At 60.2% G+C, this 17,436-nt stretch carries 16 protein-coding genes; 13 read left to right on the top strand and 3 right to left on the bottom strand.

Translation table 11 applies throughout. The annotated features are described in order from the left end of the window. Positions 1-78: 78 nt before the first annotated feature. Entirely contained in the window at positions 79-1,215 is a 1,137-nt protein-coding gene (locus tag BN77_RS13540) for a DUF2336 domain-containing protein (RefSeq protein ID WP_007532724.1), read from the top strand. Here the strand turns inward: BN77_RS13540 and BN77_RS13535 are convergent. Continuing rightward, positions 1,212-1,619, bottom strand: coding sequence for a hypothetical protein (locus tag BN77_RS13535; protein ID WP_007532722.1), 408 nt, complete (start codon positions 1,617-1,619; stop codon positions 1,212-1,214). The two genes, BN77_RS13540 and BN77_RS13535, sit on opposite strands and share 4 nt — an antisense overlap. Positions 1,620-1,733: 114 nt before the next feature. Here BN77_RS13535 and BN77_RS13530 point away from each other — a divergent pair, with 114 nt between their 5' ends. Continuing rightward, the gene (locus BN77_RS13530) at positions 1,734-2,192 is read left to right on the top strand and encodes a GNAT family N-acetyltransferase (protein ID WP_007532720.1); all 459 of its coding nucleotides are present in this window, start codon (positions 1,734-1,736) and stop codon (positions 2,190-2,192) included. Here BN77_RS13530 and BN77_RS13525 read toward each other — a convergent pair whose 3' ends face one another. Then, a complete protein-coding gene (locus tag BN77_RS13525) occupies positions 2,193-3,380 on the bottom strand; it encodes an AI-2E family transporter (RefSeq protein WP_051177136.1) in 1,188 nt (395 codons plus the stop codon). 196 nt (positions 3,381-3,576) lie between these two features. On the opposite strand from BN77_RS13525, the gene BN77_RS13520 reads away from it, so the two are divergent. Further along, positions 3,577-4,194 (top strand): GntR family transcriptional regulator, encoded by a 618-nt coding sequence (locus BN77_RS13520; RefSeq protein WP_007532716.1) that lies wholly within the window; start codon positions 3,577-3,579, stop codon positions 4,192-4,194. Positions 4,195-4,197: 3 nt separating this feature from the next. After that, a complete protein-coding gene (locus BN77_RS13515) occupies positions 4,198-4,653 on the top strand; it encodes an OsmC family protein (RefSeq protein ID WP_007532713.1) in 456 nt (151 codons plus the stop codon). A 5-nt stretch (positions 4,654-4,658) separates the two neighbouring features. Here the strand turns inward: BN77_RS13515 and parE are convergent, their stop codons facing one another. After that, the gene (gene parE / locus BN77_RS13510) at positions 4,659-6,725 is read right to left on the bottom strand and encodes a DNA topoisomerase IV subunit B (RefSeq protein ID WP_007532710.1); all 2,067 of its coding nucleotides are present in this window, start codon (positions 6,723-6,725) and stop codon (positions 4,659-4,661) included. Between the two features lie 216 nt (positions 6,726-6,941). Here parE and BN77_RS13505 point away from each other — a divergent pair, with 216 nt between their 5' ends. The 9 genes from BN77_RS13505 (at position 6,942) to BN77_RS13460 (ending at position 17,148) form a co-directional block, all read left to right on the top strand. Then, a complete protein-coding gene (locus BN77_RS13505) occupies positions 6,942-7,826 on the top strand; it encodes a dienelactone hydrolase family protein (RefSeq protein ID WP_007532708.1) in 885 nt (294 codons plus the stop codon). A 192-nt stretch (positions 7,827-8,018) separates the two neighbouring features. Further along, positions 8,019-8,789: a triose-phosphate isomerase gene (tpiA, locus tag BN77_RS13500; protein ID WP_028744510.1), complete on the top strand. Its 771-nt coding sequence runs from the start codon at positions 8,019-8,021 to the stop codon at positions 8,787-8,789. 108 nt (positions 8,790-8,897) lie between these two features. Then, positions 8,898-9,413: a preprotein translocase subunit SecG gene (gene secG, locus BN77_RS13495; RefSeq protein ID WP_007532704.1), complete on the top strand. Its 516-nt coding sequence runs from the start codon at positions 8,898-8,900 to the stop codon at positions 9,411-9,413. Positions 9,414-9,553: 140 nt separating this feature from the next. Beyond that, positions 9,554-11,182 (top strand): CTP synthase, encoded by a 1,629-nt coding sequence (locus BN77_RS13490; protein ID WP_007532701.1) that lies wholly within the window; start codon positions 9,554-9,556, stop codon positions 11,180-11,182. A gap of 391 nt (positions 11,183-11,573) precedes the next feature. Next, entirely contained in the window at positions 11,574-12,107 is a 534-nt protein-coding gene (locus tag BN77_RS13480) for a FecR domain-containing protein (RefSeq protein WP_040677166.1), read from the top strand. A gap of 5 nt (positions 12,108-12,112) precedes the next feature. Beyond that, entirely contained in the window at positions 12,113-13,972 is a 1,860-nt protein-coding gene (locus tag BN77_RS13475) for a CHASE2 domain-containing protein (protein ID WP_007532696.1), read from the top strand. 97 nt (positions 13,973-14,069) lie between these two features. Then, positions 14,070-15,944, top strand: a complete 1,875-nt coding sequence (locus BN77_RS13470; RefSeq protein ID WP_007532694.1) for a DEAD/DEAH box helicase — start codon at positions 14,070-14,072, stop codon at positions 15,942-15,944. Positions 15,945-16,003: 59 nt separating this feature from the next. Continuing rightward, entirely contained in the window at positions 16,004-16,435 is a 432-nt protein-coding gene (locus tag BN77_RS13465; protein WP_007532692.1) for a GNAT family N-acetyltransferase, read from the top strand. A gap of 191 nt (positions 16,436-16,626) precedes the next feature. After that, positions 16,627-17,148, top strand: coding sequence for a class I SAM-dependent methyltransferase (locus tag BN77_RS13460; RefSeq protein WP_007532690.1), 522 nt, complete (start codon positions 16,627-16,629; stop codon positions 17,146-17,148). Positions 17,149-17,436: the final 288 nt, after the last annotated feature.

Below are 17,436 nucleotides of genomic sequence, written 5' to 3'. Positions count from 1 at the left end.
AATCATAAACTTTTTGCGCATACCGTAATCCTACTGATTGGAGTGCGAGAGAATCGCATTCGGGCATGGGGCACACGGGTGATCGTAGAAGCATTTCTTCGTTGGGCGGAAACCGCCAAGGCCGGAGACAGGGCCCGTGCGGCCAACGCCCTCGGCAGAGCCTATTTGCAATCCGAGATGGCTGTAGCAGAGCGTGCCGCCGCCGAGATGGCAATGACTTTTCTGCTCGACGACCCGTCCCCCCAGGTCAGACTGGCGCTTGCCGAAGCAATCGCCTTTTCCCCGGACGCGCCACGGGCGGTCATTCTCTCACTGGCAGCCGATCAGCCGGAAATTGCCTGCCATGCCGTCACATGCTCGCCCTTGCTCATGGATGCGGATCTGGTGGATCTCGCCGCCGGCGGCAGCGATATCACGCGACTTTTGATTGCGGCGCGCGGCACGATCTCCCGGCCAGTTTCAGCTGCGCTTGCCGAAATCGGCGACGAAGAGGCTATCCTCTGCCTTCTCGAAAACGACGGCGCGGCAATTGCACCTTGCTCGCTGAAGAGAATGGCCGAGCGGTTCGGCCACTGCTGCGAAGTCCGCAGCCTGCTCCTCGATCGCGGCGACTTGCCGGTCGAGGCGCGCCAGCTGTTGACGCAGCATGTCAGTGTTGCTCTCTGCAATCTGGCATTGGTGCAAGAAACAATCGATCCGAGCCGACTGCATAGGATCAGCCGGGAGGCCAATGAAGCCGCTATCGTGTCGATTGCCGGCGAGATTACGTCGCGCGAGATTTCGGATCTTGTCGAACATTTGCGCACGAGCGGTCACCTGACGCCGTCCTTCCTGATGCATGCCCTATGTTCCGGAAAGGTGGAGTTCTTTGCAGGCGCCATCGTCAATCTGACCGGCTGCGAGGAGCGACGCGTTCGCTCAATTCTGGCGACCGGACGCATGCACGCCGTGCGTGCCCTTTACGAGGCGGCAGGCCTCTCGCGCGAGATCAGCGCGCTCTTCGTCGAAGCAACGCTTTTGTGGCGCGATGCATCGAAAAAGCTTTCCGCAACCATGCTCGGTGATGTCTGCGGCAAGCTGCTTGAGAGGTTTCGGAGGCATGCAACGCATGGACCCCAGCGAGAACTCCTCGAGATGATCGAAAGGCTGTACATTGCTGAGCAGCGCCAGCAGGCACGCGTTTACGTCCAGGTGGCGTCGCTCGCGGCAGCCTAGTAGTGCAGCCGCTTCGCGACCCAGGAATAGCTGCCCGAGACGAAGTGGACGGGTGAAGCCAGCACCGTTTTCATGTCACTGCCGGACGGCAGATGCGCACGCACCTGACCCGCCACCCGTTCGGTGAGCGCCGACAGCCGACGCCGCGTTTCGGCTGGAACGGTCGGCGCTGTGTTTTCGGTGACAGCCTTCGGCGCTTCCGGGGTTGAAACCGGCTTTGGTGGCTCGCAGACGGCCATGACCGTCGGATAGCTGACATTCGTATAGTTCTTCAGCTGCCTTTCCGAGGCCGCGTCACAGAGCGCAATGGTTTGCCACTGTTTCTCGACCGTGGCGATGTAGTTGCATTGGGTGACCGCATCGTTGCACCCCAAGATGGTCATTGCCACCAATATCGTTTGCATAGTATCGCCTTTTAAATATTGAAACGTCGCTTCTTAGAGGCTGAAATTCCAACAGAATGAAGGCGCACGAGCATTAACTTTTCGCCATGTAGGCGCGCCAAGACAGGAATTCCCGTGCCCATTACGATCGCTTTGGAACCACCGCGCCAAGAAGGCGTGCTCCGTCTCCTCGACATGTCCGACGCCTACGCGCAGTCTCTGTATCCGCCTGAGAGCAACCACCTGGTCGACGTCTCCACGCTGGAAAAGCCAGCCGTTAGCTTCTTCGTCGCCCGCAACGACAATGTGGTCGTCGGCTGCTGCGCACTGGTGGAAGCAGCCGATGGAACCGCAGAGATCAAGCGCATGTTTGTCGATCCGGACACGCGCGGCTTGAAAGTGGCAAGCAAGTTGATGGAGGCACTCGAAGCGATTGCCACGAAAAAAAGGCTCCGGGCCATTCGGCTCGAAACCGGCATCTACCAGCCGGAAGCGATCGCTCTTTACCGCAAGTACGGCTATCTCGAAATCGAAGCGTTCGGCAGCTACAAGCCGGACCCGCTCAGCCTGTTCATGGAAAAGCGGCTGGGCTGATCATTCGGCCGCGCGAGACGCTCGTGGAGCTTGTTCGTCGATCATGACCTGCGGGCCGGTTTCGGCATTGCGGACCTCATGCATCCACTCTCGCCATATCGCGACAATGAGGGCCATCAGCACAGGCCCGATAAAGAGGCCAAGAAAGCCCATGGTCTTCACGCCGCCGACAAGACCGAAGAACGTCGGCAGGAATGGCAGTTTGATCGGACCGCCAACGAGCTTCGGACGCAACGTCTTGTCGACGATAAACAGCTCGACCGTTCCCCAAACGAAGAGGCCGATGCCGGCGATATGTGAGCCACTGGCGAGCAGATAGACGGACACGAGGGTAAAGGAGAGCGGCGCGCCGCCCGGTATTAAGGCCATGATGCCGGTCAGGACACCAAGTGTGACGGGTGAGGGGACGCCAGCGATCCAATAGGCAACGCCAAGCACGATGCCTTCGCCGATTGCGATCAGCGTCATGCCCATGACAGTCGAGCTGATGGTCGCCGGTACGACCCTTGAAATCCGCTCCCAGCGGTTCGGCAGAATGCGCTCGCCCAGCATGTCGATCTGCTGCGAGAAAGCGGATCCGTCACGGTAGACGAAAAACAGCGCAATTAGCATGAAGAGCAGCGTCAGCAGCAGGTGAAAGGCGCCACCGCCCGCGGCCAGGATTGCCCGATAGATATTGCCGATATTGGCGCCACTCACCGCCTGGATCACTTCACCCATGGAGCCGGGGCTGCCGATATATTTGGTCCATAGCTCGTCGAGGTATGGACCAGCAATGGGAAGCGCGATGATCCACTGCGGCGTCGGCGCGCCCGACCTGTTTGCATGGACAGCCCAGGCGACCCACTCTCGTACCTCGCCTGTTGTGTAGGTGACGGCGAAGACAATCGGCAAGACTAGGAACGCGATGATCAATACGATCGCGATGGTGGCGGCAATCGTCGTGTTTCCGCCAGCGCGAGCAAGAAGCCGGCTGTAAAGGGGCCAGCTTGCGAAACCGATTACGAGCGCGGCAAGCACGGGGACCGCAAAGCCGTAAAAAAAGTAGACGCCAGCCGCAACAATAAGGACCAGCAGCCAGCGCGCTGCGGAAATAGAGGGAATTAATGGCGTGCGGGCAGGACCCGAAGGGCCGAGCCATCGCGACTCTCGCTGGATATTGTTGTTCGGAAGGCTCACGTCGTTCATTTCCCCCTGTTTTGAATATGGATATGGGCCATGCATCCGTCGGGCGCAAGCGCCACGACGCATTTATGCCGTCGACTTGCGCGCCTGGACCCACGGCGATCTATACGACGCTCCCTAGTCTTATTCTCCGTAATCGAGATAACGGAAATCCTGCAACAGCGTTGCCAGAACTTACTTCGACAGGTAGTTTGGATCCATGGATACCAACAAGATTGCAACGGCACTTCGGCGCGAAATAGAAGGCGGCAGCTTGCCGCCGGGTACAGTCTTAAAGCAGGAGCTTCTCGCAGGACGATTCGGTGTAAGCCGCCAGCCGGTGCGCCAGGCGCTTGATCGGCTGCTTGCGTCGGGCCTGGTCGACCGGCGGCCAGACCGGAGCTTGGCGGTTGCCGGTTTGACCGACGAGCAAGCCCGGGAACTCGCCGAGATCCGCGCAGCGTTGGAAACCATGGCCCTGCGCGCAGCGCTACCAATGCTTGGCGATCGCGACCTGCGCAAGGCTTTCCGGCTCAATGAAGACCTGCTCGAAGAGGAAGATCCCGCCACATTGGAAGAGCTGGATGTCGCGTTTCATCGAACGCTCTATGGCCCATGCGGCAATGCCCGCCTTCTTTCTATGATCGACGATCTGCGCGGTGAATCGCGTCGCGCCTATCTGAGGCAGCCGAAGGGCTCGGATGAACGTGTCATCCTCCACGCGGAGCATCGCGCCATCATTGAAGCCTGCGCACGTCGCGATGAAGCTGCGGCGCTGCAGGCACTGTCTGACCATTTGCAGCTGACAACAGCGCACCTGACGCGCGAAGGAGAATGACAGATGACGACTTTTTCCGCAGAGGTCGCGTGGGAGCGGGGCGCCGCAAGCTTTACCGATGGACGCTATAGCCGCGGACACACCTGGAGCTTCGACGGTGGCGCGATCGTCGCTGCCTCCGCCTCACCACACAACGTGCCATTGCCCTACGCCCTTGCTGAAAACGTGGATCCGGAGGAGGCCTACATTGCAGCGCTGTCGAGCTGCCACATGCTGTTCTATCTCTGGCTTGCCTCAAGGAAGGGCATCATCATTGACAGCTATGTCGACGCCGCAACTGGCCTCATGGAGACGGTTCAGGGCCGTACCATGGTCAGCCGCGTCGAGCTTCGGCCACATGTAACCTACGCCGGCGATGTTCCAGGCCGCGAAATCGAACGCAAATTGCACCACGAGGCACATGAGCTGTGCTTCCTCGCCAACTCCGTGAAGACAGAAATTACGGTGCGCCTCGACTAGCTGTTTCAGATGTCGAGGTTTTCAGCAAAAGCAGCACGTTCCTGAATAAAGCGGAAGCGAGCTTCCGGCTTCGTTCCCATCAGGTCGTCGACGGCCGTGCGCGTACCCTCGAAATCCACCTCGTCGATCACCACACGCAACAGCGTGCGATTGCTTGGGTCCATGGTGGTTTCCTTAAGCTGGGCTGGCAGCATTTCGCCGAGACCTTTGAAGCGGCTGATTTCAACCTTCGCTTTGCCCTTGAACTCGGTCTCCATCAGCTCGGCCCGATGCGCATCGTCTCGGGCATAAGCTGACTTTGCACCCTGGGTGATCTTGTAGAGCGGCGGCACAGCAAGGAAGAGGTGACCGCCACGGACCAACTCCGGCATCTCCTGATAGAAAAAGGTGATCAGCAGCGAGGCAATGTGAGCACCGTCGACATCGGCATCGGTCATGACAATGATGCGTTCGTAGCGAAGGTCCTCTTCACGATACTTCGAGCGCGTGCCGCAACCAAGCGCCTGCACGAGATCGGCGAGCTGCTGGTTGGCGCCAAGCTTTTCGCGACCGGCACTGGCGACGTTGAGGATCTTGCCGCGCAAGGGAAGGATAGCCTGGTTGGCACGGTTGCGAGCCTGCTTGGCCGAGCCACCTGCCGAGTCACCTTCGACGATGAAGAGCTCGGCACCCTGGGCGGTGTTCTGCGCGCAATCGGCAAGCTTGCCCGGCAGACGTAGCTTGCGCACGGCCGTCTTGCGGTTGACTTCCTTTTCCTTGCGACGGCGCAGGCGTTCTTCCGCCCGCTCTATGACCCAATCCAGCAGCTTGGCTGCCTCGTTCGGATTGTCGGCAAGGTAGTGGTCAAATGGGTCACGAAGTGCGTTTTCAACGATGCGCTGAGCTTCGACCGTCGCGAGCTTGTCCTTCGTCTGTCCGACGAATTCAGGCTCGCGAATGAAGACCGACAACATGCCGACGGCGGAGATCATCACGTCGTCGGTGGTGATCTGGGCCGCGCGCTTATTCTGCGTCAGCTCGGCATAGTTCTTGAGGCCCTTGGTTAACGCAATGCGCAAACCCGCCTCGTGCGTTCCGCCTTCGGGCGTCGGGATAGTATTGCAGTAGGAATGGACCTGTGGATCGCCGCCGTACCAAGTGATCGCCCACTCAAGCGAGCCGTGACCACTGGTCTTCTCCGTCTTGCCTGCGAATATCTCGCGGGTGACAGTGAATTCCTTGCCCATCGTCGCCTGCAGGTAATCCTTCAGGCCGCCCGGGAAGTGGAAGACAGCCTTATCCGGTATCTCCGAGCCTTGAGGCAGCACACCTTCTTCGCAACTCCAGCGGATTTCCACGCCGCCAAAGAGGTATGCCTTGGAGCGTGCCATACGGAACACGCGCCCTGCATCGAACTTCGCGTGCTCGCCAAAAATCTGAGCGTCCGGGTGAAACCGGACGCGCGTGCCGCGCCGATTGTGGACATCGCCAAGCTCTTCCAAGCCACCTTGGGGCAGGCCGCGCGAAAAGCGCTGACGATAGAGCTTGCGATTGCGCGCAACTTCGACCTCCAGGAAATCGGACAGGGCGTTGACGACCGAAACACCGACACCGTGCAGACCGCCTGACGTCTCATACGCCTTGCCATCGAACTTGCCGCCCGCGTGCAGCTTCGTCATGATGACTTCAAGGGTCGACTTCCCGGGAACCTGTGGGTGGTTCTCGACGGGGATACCACGGCCATTGTCGCTAACCGTCAAGTAGCCCTGCAGATCCAGGTGAACCTCGATAAAGTTGGCGTGGCCGGCGACCGCTTCGTCCATCGAGTTGTCAATGACTTCGGCGAAGAGATGGTGCAGAGCCTTTTCGTCGGTGCCGCCGATGTACATGCCCGGACGCATGCGCACGGGCTCGAGCCCCTCGAGAACGCGGATCGAGGAAGCTCCGTAGTCTTCGGATGTCGAACTCACAGGCGCTGCACGCACGGCCGGAGCCGGCGCCTCGACGGGTGTGGCCGTTTGCCGCTCGGCTGGCTTTGGCGCCTCCTCCTGTTTCAGGGGCAGTCCGGAAAAGAGGTCGTTGCTATCGTCCATGGGGCCGTTCAGATCTTCATCCTGTCGGGGCAGGCGGGCTACGCCAAACCTGACCCAAAATCACCGCATTTGATATCATGTTTGCGAATCAGGCAGATTCTGCCAGAAAGCGCCTTCTTATGCGACGCCGCCCAATTCGGCGGACGTTCTCGGGAAATGGTTTGCGTTGATGGGCGTGGATTGGCAAGCGGCCAGAAGGCTCAGGGAACCATAGGCATGCAAATGTCCACAAGTCATTGCACCATTAACGCCGCAATTGCGGCCTTTTTCCTGATGACTACGGCGAGCGGTCAAGCCGCGGAGCGACTAGCGCCATACAAGGACGAGCTCTTTTCCACACAAAATGTGCTTGAGACCAGCGACGGTGGCTCGCTTGACATCATTGAATATGACGAAATGCGTGACATCAACGCTCGTGATCAGATACCCGAAAAGCGCGCCCAACAAAAATACGTTTCCCTCGGGATCAGGAAGCAGCAGTCGGACGAAACCCTACAACTCGGTGACCAAAAGCTCGATGTCACCAGGGTGGGACCAAGCTCCGGAGCGGCATTTACGGTCATCTTCATTCACGGACGCAACGGCGACCGGCGCCTTGGAGCGAATGACTACAGCTTCGGGGGAAATTTCAATCGCCTGAAAAATCTTGTCGCCGGCAATGGCGGCGTCTACTACTCGCCGTCCGTCAAGAGCTTCGACACCGCTGGCGTCGCAGCCATTGCGGGCCTCATCCGCTATGTTTCCGAACAATCAAGCGGCAAGCCAGTCATTCTGGCATGTGCGTCGATGGGCAGCCAGGTGTGCTGGGGCGTGAGCCGCGACGTGGATAGCGTCAAGCGCCTGAAGGGGATGGTGTTCCTGAGCGGCGTTACCGATCCAGACTTTGCCAAAAGTCCGTCCTTCAAGGCCAAGCTGCCGCTCTGGTTTGCGCACGGCAGTCGGGATCCGGTCTACGCGGCAACCAACCAGCAGGCACTTTTCGAAAAGCTGCTGAAGGCCAATTATCCTGCGCATTTCACGCTCTACCAAACAGGAAATCACGGAACTCCAATCCGGATGATCGATTGGCGCCGTACGTTGAACTGGATCTTGGGTTCCTGACAATCGTCCCGACTGGAAGGGCGCTTGCCGTTCCATGACGCTCCGGCCCCAGATCCTCATCAGCATCGATCGCAAATTTTAAGCATTCGCGGACAAAAGGCCGTTATTTCCCTCAGGTAAGAGCACGAAACCTTTTCATTGACTCCCGCTTTTGCTATGGCCGCTCGACACGTGAAAGATTGGAAGGCCGGCATGACACCTGACGTGCGCCCGCTCGTTGCGGGAAACTGGAAAATGAATGGCACGCGTGCCTCCCTAGACCAGATCAAGGCGATCGCTGAAGGTGTTCAGGGGCCGCTTTCGGCAAAGCTGGAGGCGCTGATCTGCCCTCCGGCAACCCTGCTCTATGTGGCCACAGCACTCTGCACCGACAGCCCGCTGGCGATCGGTGCACAGGATTGCCACCAGAATGCGTCTGGTGCCCACACCGGGGACATCTCGGCCGAAATGATTGCCGATTGCTTCGGCACGTATGTCATCGTCGGCCACTCTGAGCGTCGCACCGACCATGCCGAGACCGATCATCTCGTTCGCGCCAAAGCAGAGGCTGCCTTCGCGGCGGAACTGACGGCGATCGTCTGCATCGGTGAAACAGCTGACGAACGCAAGGCGGGTCAGACGCTCGACATTCTCAAGCGCCAGCTTTCGGCCTCGGTGCCCGAAAGCGCGACGCCGGAGAATACCGTCATCGCCTACGAGCCCGTCTGGGCGATCGGCACTGGCGTCACGCCAACGGTGGAGGACGTCGAGAAGGCGCACGCCTTCATGCGTTCCGAACTCGTCACCCGCTTCGGCGATAACGGCAAGAAGATCCGCATCCTCTATGGTGGCTCGGTCAAGCCCAACAATGCGAGGGAGTTGATGCGCGTCGCGAATGTCGATGGAGCATTGATTGGCGGCGCAAGCTTGAAAGCGACCGATTTCCTCGCCATCTACGGCGCATACGAAGCGTTGCTTGCTTAGAGCCGTGTATATTCCGAGCCCAAGGGCTTGGAATACCGGATTACCTCATGTAAAGAGCGCCAGAATTTTTACTTTATGCCCGCCGCGCGTGTGGGCAGGACTGGACCCATGCAGACCGTTTTGATTGTCATCCACCTCATGATCGTGCTGGCGCTTGTCGGCGTCGTGCTCATTCAGCGCTCTGAAGGCGGCGGCCTGGGCATTGGCGGCGGTTCGGGCTTTATGTCTGCGCGCGGCACTGCCAATGCGCTGACGCGCACGACCGCGATCCTGGCGGCCCTGTTCTTCATCACCTCGCTCGGTCTCGGTGTCCTCAACCGCTATGAGAGCCGTCCGACGGATATTCTGAACCGTATTCCGGCGACGAGCGGGCAGGGCAAGGGTATTCTCGATTCGCTCGGCGGCCAGAATGGAAACGCCGCTCCGGCCGCTCCGGCCCCGCAGAGCAATAACGGCGTTCCGACCGGCGGTGAGGCGGCTCCGGCTCCGGCGGCGACCACGCCCGCGGCCCCGGCTGCATCGGCACCTGCTGAGACGGCGCCGTCCACTCAGACTGCGCCGGCTGCTCCACAGGCTACCACGCCTGCCGCTCCGGCACCCGCGACCGTCCCAAGCGGACAATAAGCGGCACACAGAATAAACCGCCGGCAGGCCCTCGGGTCTGCCGGTTTTCTTTTGTTCAGATTTCGCGCTGGCGCCAAAAATTCAGGAAATGAATTTTTGGGCTGGTGGAATCATTTTTGAAAAGGTATCCGGTGACTCCCATGGCGCGATACGTATTCATCACTGGCGGCGTGGTTTCCTCTCTCGGTAAAGGAATTGCGGCCGCGGCTCTCGGAGCGTTGCTGCAGGCCCGTGGTTATCGGGTGCGGCTGCGCAAACTCGACCCCTACTTGAACGTGGATCCGGGCACAATGAGCCCGACCCAGCACGGCGAAGTCTTCGTCACCGACGACGGCGCCGAAACCGACCTCGATCTTGGCCACTATGAACGCTTCACCGGGCGGTCGGCGACCAAGACCGACAACATCACCACTGGACGCATCTACAAGAACATCATCGACAAGGAACGCCGTGGCGATTACCTCGGCGCGACGGTGCAGGTCATTCCGCACGTTACCAACGAAATCAAGGACTTCGTCACCGAAGGCAATGACGACTACGACTTCGTCATCTGCGAGATCGGCGGCACGGTTGGCGACATCGAGGCGATGCCTTTCATGGAAGCGATCCGCCAGCTCGGCAACGATCTGCCGCGCGGCACTGCCATCTACGTCCACCTGACGCTGATGCCCTATATACCGGCCGCTGGTGAGTTGAAGACAAAGCCGACCCAGCATTCAGTCAAAGAACTCCAAGCCCTCGGTATTCATCCCGACATCCTGTTGGTGCGGGCAGACCGCGAGATTCCAGAAGCAGAGCGCCGGAAGCTCTCGCTGTTTTGCAATGTCCGCCCGTCCGCCGTCATCCAGGCGCTCGACGTCGCCAACATCTACGATGTGCCGATCGCCTACCACAAGGAAGGCCTTGACAACGAAGTGCTCGCAGCTTTCGGCATCGAGCCGGCGCCAAAACCGCGCCTCGACCAGTGGGAAGAGGTCTGCAACCGGATCCGCACGCCGGAAGGGGAAGTCACGATCGCGATCGTCGGCAAGTATACCGGCCTCAAGGATGCCTATAAGTCGCTGATCGAAGCGTTGCATCACGGCGGCATCGCCAATCGCGTCAAGGTGAAGCTCGAATGGATCGAGTCAGAGGTCTTCGAAAAGGAAGATCCGGCGCCTTACCTTGAGAAGGTACATGGGATCCTCGTTCCCGGTGGCTTCGGCGAGCGCGGCTCGGAAGGCAAGATCCATGCGGCTCGCTTTGCGCGCGAACGCAAGGTGCCGTATTTCGGCATCTGCTTCGGCATGCAGATGGCCGTCATCGAAGCAGCCCGTAATCTCGCCGGCGTGGAAAGCGCCTCGTCAACCGAGTTTGGCCCGGCGAAAGAGCCGGTCGTCGGTTTGATGACCGAGTGGGTGAAGGGCAACGAGCTGCAGAAGCGGACTGCGTCGGGCGATCTCGGCGGCACGATGCGCCTTGGCGCCTACAAAGCTGCGCTGAAGAAGGACACCAAGATCTCCGAGATCTACGGTTCAACCGACATTTCAGAGCGCCATCGCCACCGCTACGAAGTCAACGTCGATTACAAGGATCGGTTGGAAGACTGCGGCCTCGTCTTCTCGGGAATGTCGCCGGACGGAGTCTTGCCCGAGACGATCGAATATCCCGACCATCCCTGGTTCATCGGCGTCCAGTACCATCCGGAACTGAAGAGCCGGCCCCTCGACCCGCATCCACTCTTCGCGAGCTTCATCGAAGCAGCGACAGAACAGAGCCGCCTGGTCTGATTACCAAGAGACCGCCTCGTCAGTCGACGCGGCGGTCTTTTCAATTGATGTGCGGTCGCTAACTTGCGGGCATATCAGCCAGAACCGCAGCCCGACGATTTCCCAAGCTTTTTTGTTACAACGATCACGCCGCTTGCCGCAGCGGCGGCCATACGTGAACCGAACGTGGCCGGATCGGCCGGCCCCGCCAGCGCCTGCTCGTGCGCACGCGCGATTCACCTTTTCGTCCCGTCGATCGCGAAGACGCCGGTCAAGGACGAATGCGGAACGCCGCGCACAGCAGAAGCAATATGAAAGTCGTTGACGTTTTGGCATGCGTGCTGCAGCAATCAACGCATGATGGCCGTCACATGCTATGTCGTTCGATCGTGTATTCAGGTAGGGGACGGATATGCTTGTAAACTCGAGACTCCTTGTTGTCCTATTAGCGTGGGGTAGCGCTAGCTGTCTGTTCGCCTCGGATACGGCGTTGGCACAAACGGGCGGATGCGCCATGGAGCCGGTGACCGGAACGTCACGGCAAATCATGCGCTGCGCCGATGGCGTCACCATCACAGCAGAAGGTGGGGCTCGCTTCAACCTCGTTGATCGCAACCACGACGGGCGGCCGGACGCCATCTCCTTGCTGAACAAGGCCGTCCTCGTGGATGTTGACCGTGCCCGGCGCCCCCAAAGTTTCGAGGTAATCACACCCCAAGCAATCGCGGCCGTGCGCGGCACACGCTGGGCTGTCGATGTCAAGAACGGCACCACGTCGGTCTTTGTTGTCCGGGGACGCGTAGCGGTCGGTCGTCCTTCGGCAGCTGCGCGTGTGGTGTTGAATGTGGGTGAGGGCGTGGACGTCACGAAGGGTCGCGCCCCGCTCACCGTCCGCCGCTGGCCACCAGCCCGTGCCGCCGCCCTACTTGCACGACTTGGCCAATAGCGCCGATGCAGGCCAGACCGCTCCTGATCACGATCTCGCTGTTGCTGTCCGCACTTTGGGGCGGCTTTCTCGGCTATAGGCATCTTTCGGGTGGAATTAGCTTCCTCGACAGCCTGGAAGCCTCTCTCACCGATCTGCGGAGCAAAGTCATCGGCGTGAGGGAGCCTCCGCCGATTACCAGCATTGTTGCAATCGACGACCAGACCGCCGCCGACAACGGCTATCCGCTCAATCGTGCGACGCTCGCCCGCGTGGTAGCGGCCGTCACCTCCTTGAAACCGAAGGTGGTTGCTCTTGATCTTTTGCTGGTTGATCCCGGACCAGAAGAGGGCGATGCCACGCTTGCAGCGGCGCTCCAGCAGACCTCCGGCGTGATAGCCGCCGCCGGCGTCTTCCCGAAGGAGACGCAGGCCGTTGGTTCAGACGCCAACGATCCGCTGGCGTCGATACCGACAGCCGGCAAGATGCTATTGCCGCTGCGCCGTTTTTCCGACGTTGCCGCCATTGGCGTCGTCAACGTCGCCACAGATGAGTCGGGCACACCACGGTTCATTCCCTTGATCTCCCGAGGTGGCGAGCGGGTGGACGCCTCGTTTCCGTTGCGGGTGGCGTCTCTGGCGCTCGGTATCAATCCCGCATTTTCGCCCGGCAGTCTTGCACTCGGCGACCGCCATTTGCCGACTGACAATGGACAGCGGCTGCCGATCACTTTTTATGGCCCGCGTGGCACCATTCCAACATTCAGCGCGACGGAAGCGCTGGCTGGCACGCTTCCTGCCAAGGCGATTGAGGACAGGATTGTCGTGATCGGCTCGACGGTGACCGGTGGCGGCGACGTCTTCCCGACCCCTTTCGATCCGGTGCTTCCTGGCGTGGAGGTGATGGCGACGGCAGCTACGCATCTGATCGCCGGCGACAGCATCATCAGGGACCGCAACGTGCGCCTGCTTGATTCGTTGGTCGCCCTAGCCCTGCCGCTGCTCCTGATCAGTTTGCTTGCGTGGCGGCGCAGCGCGATCGGCTATGCCATCATTGCCTCCGTGGCTCTTGCGTGGGCCGCCCTGAACATCGCTGCCTTCGCGCATGGATACTGGTTCAGCGCAGCACTGCCCATTGCGGCGGCACTGCCGCCCGTTCTGCTTTTTGGCGCAGCCGAAATCTGGATCGACCGTCGGCGGGCGGCGCACTTTGCGGCGCAAAGCGATCTCCTTCAGCGTATCGAAGCACCGGGGCTGAGCGAATGGCTCGCGCGTGATCCGAACTTTCTTGCCAAACCGGTCCGGCAGAATGCCGCGGTCGTCTTCGTCGACCTCTCCGGCTTCACAGGCTTGAGCGAAGCAATCGGCGCAACAAATGTCCGCGATGTTCTAAGCGATTTTTTCGAGATCATCGACGAGGCGGCCCGCTCGCATGGAGGCGCAGTCACAAGCTTCATGGGTGACGGGGCGATGCTTCTCTTCGGCTTGCCGCGCCCGGCCGATGACGATGCCACGCGGGCTGCCGCTTGCGCTGTTTGTCTGTGCGAGCGAATGCGGCCATGGCTCGCCGGCCATCCCACCGCGGGCGCACGAAAGATCGGCTTCAAAGTCGGGGTTCATGGCGGTCCGGTCGTGGCCTCGCGCCTTGGCAGCGGCGACCGCCAGCAAATTACCGTCACCGGCGACACCGTAAATGTCGCCAGTCGGCTGATGGAGGTCGCCGCAGAACAGGGTTTCGAGTTGGCGTTAAGCGCTGCTTTGATGAAGAAGGCTGGGCCGGACAGCGCGCCGCTTCACTCTGGTCAGCTCGAAGGCCCGGCGCGAGCACGCATTCGGGGCAGAAACAAAGGCATCGATGTGTGGCTCTGGCGGGGACATCCGCTTTGACATTTGCTGCCTGAACAAGTAGGAACGGCCAACTTCTCTACCGGCAACTGCCGGTCAGGGCGCAGCATGCGCGTGAGACTTCCGAAAGATAGACAACATGACAGATTTTAACGGCGTCGTTCCGGCGATCGCCAGGGCGTTGGTGAAGCGCGGTTACACCGACCTAACGCCGGTTCAAAAGTCCATGCTCGACCCGGCTCTCGCCGCGTCGGACGCCCTCGTTTCTGCCCAAACCGGCTCTGGCAAGACCGTCGCCTTCGGCCTCGCGCTCGCGCCTACCTTGCTGAGGGATATGGACCGTTTTGGCCCCGCAGCCGAACCGCTGGGCCTCGTGATCGCACCGACGCGCGAACTCGCGCTTCAGGTCAAGCGCGAACTTGAATGGCTTTACGAAGCGACAGGCGCGCTGATTGTCAGCTGCGTCGGCGGCATGGACATCCGCAGCGAGCGCCGCGCGCTGGAACGTGGTTGCCACATAGTTGTCGGCACACCGGGTCGCCTCTGCGATCATGTCCGTCGCGGCGCACTCGATATTTCCGCGCTCAAGGCTGTCGTGCTTGACGAAGCAGACGAGATGCTCGACCTCGGGTTCCGGGAGGATCTCGAATTCATTCTGGATTCCTCCCCGGATGATCGTCGTACGCTGATGTTCTCGGCAACGGTGCCGGCAGCCATCGCGAAGCTCGCGAAGAGCTATCAGAAAAATGCCGTGCGAATCGCAACAGCAACCGAGGAAAAGCAGCACGGCGATATCGAATATCGGGCTCTTGTCGTGTCGCCGAGCGACCGCGAAAACGCGATCATAAACGTCCTGCGCTACTATGAAGCGACCAACGCCATCGTGTTCTGTTCGACGCGCGCGGCGGTCAACCATCTGACTGCGCGTTTTCACAATCGCAACTTCAACGTTGTCGCCTTGTCGGGCGAACTGACGCAGAACGAGCGCAGCCATGCGCTGCAGGCAATGCGGGATGGACGTGCGCGTGTCTGTATCGCAACGGATGTTGCCGCCCGCGGGATCGACCTTCCAGGCCTTGACCTTGTCATTCATGCCGACCTACCGACCAATCCGGAAACCTTGCTTCACCGCAGCGGCCGCACCGGTCGAGCCGGCCGCAAGGGCGTCAGCGCACTGATCGTACCGCTGAACGTGCGCCGCAAGGCAGAGCGCCTTCTCGCCAATGCCGGCATCTCGGCCGCCTGGGCGCGTCCGCCATCAGCGGAAGAGGTCATAGCACGTGACGAAGCGCGGCTGCTTGCGGATCCCATCTTCGGCGAAGCCCCGAGCGAGGAAGCCGAGGACCTGGTCAGGCGGCTCCTCGATACGCACGGAGCCGAAAAGCTCGCCGCTGCCTTCGTCAACCTCTATCGGTCCAACCAGTCCGCGCCGGAGGATCTGATCGAGGTCTCGGTTCAGGATAACCGCGGCGGCAAGCGCCGCGAGCACGTCGAGGCTCCACGCGAACCGTACCAGAAAGGTCCGCGCGATGATTTTGGCGCGAGCGTCTGGTTTTCGATTTCGGTCGGTCGCAAGCAAAATGCAGAACCACGCTGGCTGATCCCGATGCTTTGCCGGAACGGCAATCTGACTAAGCGGGAGATCGGCGCGATCAAGATGCAGCCCGACGAAACCTACGTCGAGATTGCAGCGGCCAGCGCCGACGGCTTCCTGCAGTCGGTGGGTCCAAACAAGACGATGGAGCGCGGCATCCGCGTCACGCCTCTCAACGGAACGCCCGATTTCAACAAGCCCACAGCGTCCAAGCCGTATGCGGGCAAGAAGGCCTTTGGCGAGCCTCGTGAATTCAGCGATGAGCGCCCAAAGGGAAAGTTCCACAAGGAAGCCCGCAACGAGGGTGGGAGCGACGAACGACGCGATTCAAAGCCCTGGGGCAAGAAGCCGGGCAAACCGAAGTTCGAGGGCAAGGGCAGTAGCGGCGCGAAGACCAAGTTCTCAAAAAAGAAGGGATGACAGTCATCCCGCCGGCGGCGCAGCTACTACGTCACCGCTAGAGACAGGGGGAAAGGATAATGGCCGATACCATCGTCTTGACGGTTCCTATTTTCAGTACCCTTTGCAACGAAGCTTTCAAGCTCCGACGTGCGGTCTTCATCGCCGAACAGAATGTTCCTGACGATGAAGAGTTTGATGCGTTTGACCTGACGGCGCATCATATCGTCGCCGTTGCAGGCGGCGAGGTCTGCGGGACGCTTCGCATCATCCATACGAACGAGCATGTGAAGATCGGTCGCGTCGCGGTAGGCAAGGCATGGCGCGGACATGGTGTCGCGAGCGCGATGTTGACGTATGCGATGAAGGAGCACCAATCCGCCCGTGAGAACCGATTTTACCTCACGGCACAAAGCGATAAAATAGCACTTTACGAACGCTTCGGGTTTGTAGCCTTCGGTGACGAGTTCCTCGATGGCGGCATGCCACATCTGGCGATGAAAAACTATTGATTGGTCGAACGGAAGAAATGAGTGGAAAGCACCATCGTGAGGATAGGCCAAATCGCGATGCTTTCCCCCGACGAGATGTCCGCGCCTTTATCTGCCAAAACCTTCACCTAAAACCAGCACCCGGCCTGTCGGAGATCGTCCTCTATACGGCTCATCCCGGCAGTGGGCTGTCGCGCTTACGATCCAATGATATGGATGACGCGCCGCCGTACTGGGCGTACAGCTGGGCGGGAGGAACGCTGCTTGCTCGGCACATTCTGAATCATCCGGACATTGTCCGCGGTCGCCGCGTCCTCGATCTCGGCGCAGGCTCCGGTATCGTCGGGATCGTAGTTCGAAAGTGCGGAGCATCCCGCGTACTTGCCGCGGAGATCGATACCAACGCCATTGCCGCAATCAGTCTCAACGCGGAAGCGAACGGGGTCGCAATCGAAGTGACGAGCGGAGATGTCCTCAACGGCGCCCCACCGGATGTCGATGTCGTTGTTGCGGGGGACGTCTTCTACGATGCCCAGCTGGCAGCGCGGGTTTTGCCGTTCCTTGTTGCCAGCCGCAAGGCAGGCATTGACGTGCTAATCGGAGATCCACGCAGGAAGGCGCTGCCACTTGCAGCCCTAAGGCTGGTGGCTGAATACGCTGTTCCCGATTTCGGCGACGGTTCGACCGGGCAGGGATCGATCGGCGGGGTGTTCACTCTAGTCGAGTCCGATTGATCAAAGAGGGCGCTCGTTCGACGAACGTTTCTTGCAGCTTCAGCAAGACCTCGAGCGCAACACCCGCCATGGCTGCAGGGATGAAAACCGCCGTGTGCGGGCCCGGCTTCAATTGCGACACGTCGATGCGACGGGGATCGTCCTCGAAGTTTCTTCGTCGCTGGACGGTGTTGGCCTGACGGCGGCCGCGATCGTGATGGCAAGCAACTGCCATGTTGCACTGGAGAGTTGCCGGCCAACACGGAAGCAACGCTTGGAGAAGATCCGGAGATTCCTTCGCGCTCGCGA

The sequence above is a fragment of the Rhizobium mesoamericanum STM3625 genome, assembly GCF_000312665.1.
GTDB classification, from domain to species: Bacteria; Pseudomonadota; Alphaproteobacteria; order Rhizobiales; family Rhizobiaceae; genus Rhizobium; species Rhizobium mesoamericanum.
This window is presented reverse-complemented; position numbering and strand designations above follow the sequence as displayed.

Excerpts from the sequence above, each read along its gene's own strand:
- secG (WP_007532704.1), top strand. The coding sequence starts at position 8,898 with ATGCAGACCGTTTTGATTGTCATCCACCTCATGATCGTGCTGGCGCTT.
- BN77_RS13470 (WP_007532694.1), top strand. The coding sequence starts at position 14,070 with ATGACAGATTTTAACGGCGTCGTTCCGGCGATCGCCAGGGCGTTGGTG.
- BN77_RS13505 (WP_007532708.1), top strand. The coding sequence starts at position 6,942 with ATGCAAATGTCCACAAGTCATTGCACCATTAACGCCGCAATTGCGGCC.
- BN77_RS13475 (WP_007532696.1), top strand. The coding sequence starts at position 12,113 with ATGCAGGCCAGACCGCTCCTGATCACGATCTCGCTGTTGCTGTCCGCA.
- BN77_RS13515 (WP_007532713.1), top strand. The coding sequence starts at position 4,198 with ATGACGACTTTTTCCGCAGAGGTCGCGTGGGAGCGGGGCGCCGCAAGC.
- BN77_RS13465 (WP_007532692.1), top strand. The coding sequence starts at position 16,004 with ATGGCCGATACCATCGTCTTGACGGTTCCTATTTTCAGTACCCTTTGC.
- BN77_RS13525 (WP_051177136.1), bottom strand. The coding sequence starts at position 3,380 with ATGAACGACGTGAGCCTTCCGAACAACAATATCCAGCGAGAGTCGCGA.
- tpiA (WP_028744510.1), top strand. The coding sequence starts at position 8,019 with ATGACACCTGACGTGCGCCCGCTCGTTGCGGGAAACTGGAAAATGAAT.
- BN77_RS13535 (WP_007532722.1), bottom strand. The coding sequence starts at position 1,619 with ATGCAAACGATATTGGTGGCAATGACCATCTTGGGGTGCAACGATGCG.
- BN77_RS13480 (WP_040677166.1), top strand. The coding sequence starts at position 11,574 with ATGCTTGTAAACTCGAGACTCCTTGTTGTCCTATTAGCGTGGGGTAGC.
- BN77_RS13520 (WP_007532716.1), top strand. The coding sequence starts at position 3,577 with ATGGATACCAACAAGATTGCAACGGCACTTCGGCGCGAAATAGAAGGC.
- parE (WP_007532710.1), bottom strand. The coding sequence starts at position 6,725 with ATGGACGATAGCAACGACCTCTTTTCCGGACTGCCCCTGAAACAGGAG.
- BN77_RS13490 (WP_007532701.1), top strand. The coding sequence starts at position 9,554 with ATGGCGCGATACGTATTCATCACTGGCGGCGTGGTTTCCTCTCTCGGT.
- BN77_RS13460 (WP_007532690.1), top strand. The coding sequence starts at position 16,627 with ATGGATGACGCGCCGCCGTACTGGGCGTACAGCTGGGCGGGAGGAACG.